The organism is Pseudomonas sp. (assembly GCF_037994325.1).
Classification (GTDB): domain Bacteria; phylum Pseudomonadota; class Gammaproteobacteria; order Pseudomonadales; family Pseudomonadaceae; genus Aquipseudomonas.
Genome location: NZ_JBBNAH010000534.1, coordinates 1 through 1,990, shown reverse-complemented (window position 1 = coordinate 1,990; position 1,990 = coordinate 1). Strand labels below are relative to the sequence as shown.

Sequence of the window (1,990 nt, the reverse complement as noted above, 5' to 3'; positions counted from 1 at the left end):
GGCTGAAGGTGTCGTTAAAGGTGTGTTCGAACTCGTAGCCAAAGGTCGATTTGCGCTGTTCAAGCTTGTCGAAATACTCGTCGCCGGGCCAGAAGTTGGTCAGGTGCTGGCCGTCGTTATAGAACATCGGCGAGCCGGCCGTCTGACGTTCTTCGTATTGGGCCAGCAGGGTCAGGCTGGTGTCCGGGTCGATCTGCCAGCTCAGCGACGGCGCGAGAAAGCGCACATTGTTGTCCATCTGTTCGACTGAATATTGGGCGTCGCGGTAGACGCCGACGGTACGCAACAGCACATCGCCGTCGTCATCGAGCTTGCCGCCGATGTCGAACTGGCCTTGTTTGTGGTCGTAGTTGCCGCCCTGCACTTCTACTTCGTTTTTCGCCAGCAGGCTCGGGCGTTTGCTCACGCGGTTAACCATACCGCCGGGGCTGATCTGCCCGTAAAGCACGGATGCCGGGCCTTTAAGCACTTCAATGCGCTCCAGGCTGTAGGCTTCCACTGAGGGCAGCGATAACCAACCGCTGCCGGGCTGACGCAGGCCGTCGAGAAAGTCGGCGCTCTCGGTGGTGGCGAAACCTCGAATGCTGATGGTGTCGAAACGAGGGTCCAAACCCGAACCGCCGACGCGCACGCCGGAGCTGTAGGCGACGGCATCTTCCACGCGGTCAACCTTGCGGTCAGCGATCTGCTGGGCGGTAACCACGCTGATGCTTTGCGCAGTTTCCACAATCGGTTTGTCGGTTTTGCTGGCTGAACTGGCGTTGCTGGCGAAGTAACCGGCTACCGGGGCAAAGGCGCTCTGCGTGGCGGTGCCTTCGATACTGGTTGCATCGAGCTGCACGGCACCTTCAGCGTTCTCGAGTTTTTCCACGGTTAGCGTGCCGTTGTCGGTAATACGCAACGCCAAACCGCTGCCGCCCAACGCCTGCTGGGCGGCTGCTTGCGCACTGAAATTGCCCTGCACCGCCGCACTGGAACGGCCACGAACCATAGCCGGATCGGCGACGATGCTGCGGCCACTCTGCCGAGCGATTTGGCGCAGCGCTTGTTCCAGCGGCATGGCGGCCATGTCGTAGCGCTGCAACGCTTCTTCAGCCTGGGCGGTGATTGGGCTCAGGGCGGTCAGGCCGCTGGAAAAGGCCAAGGCGACGGCTATCGCCAAACGCGCAACGCGAGGTGAGTGAGAACGCATGGGAGAGACTTTCCTTGCAGGAGTTAGGGAGACTTCCTGCTATGTCGCGCGAGATTTAAAAACCCCTCACGGCTTACGAAGTTTTTTTGCGCCACTCAGGCCAGGTCGATCAGCGTCACCGGGCCGTACTGTTTAACGCTGATGGGCAGCACCTGCGCCAGCGACTGTAAGGTGCGGTCGCTGTCATCCAGCGGAAACACGCCGAACACGCGCAGGCTGGCAGCGCCGGGTGACACGCGCAGTAAGCCGTAGCGATAAGGCCGCAAGGCATCGACCACGGCGCCGAGGGATTCATCGTCAACATCCAGCCGCCCTTCTAACCAGGCGTCATAACGGGCACGGCTGGCCACCACCGCGAACGGCTGATCGGCGCTAAAGCGCAGGGTTTGGCCGCTACTCACTAGGCCGCTACGACCTCGTTTATCGAATACCTGCACGCTGTTTTCCTGCACGCTGACCAGGGTTTGGCTGGGCAACTGTTGCACCACAAAGCGCGAGGCCAGGGTGCTGATGCGCCCTTGCGCGGTGAGCACCTCAAAGGGTCGATAAGAGTCTGCGACCACCTCAATACTCAACTCGCCCTGTTGCAAGGACACCTGCCGCGAGTTACTGCTAAAGCGCACATCGGCGGTGCTGCGTGCGTTCAGGGTCAGCAGGCTGCCATCGGCAAGGCGCACCTGTTTGCGCTCGGCGGTGCCGCTGTAAAGATCACTAAACAAGCCTTCAAGTGGCATACGGCGCTGCACGGTGAGCAGCGTGGGCAGGCCGGCAAGCAATGCCAAGCTCACCCCACCACGC

General features: G+C 61.1%; 2 protein-coding genes. Both read right to left on the bottom strand.

Annotated features, from left to right (window positions below; genetic code table 11):
* On the bottom strand, positions 1–1,192 hold a 1,192-nt coding region (locus AAAB16_RS17830; protein WP_340664528.1), incomplete at its 3' end, for a TonB-dependent receptor plug domain-containing protein.
* Between the two features lie 95 nt (positions 1,193–1,287).
* Positions 1,288–1,990, bottom strand: a 703-nt coding sequence (locus AAAB16_RS17825; protein WP_340664527.1) for a FecR domain-containing protein, incomplete at its 5' end; no start/stop codon positions are given.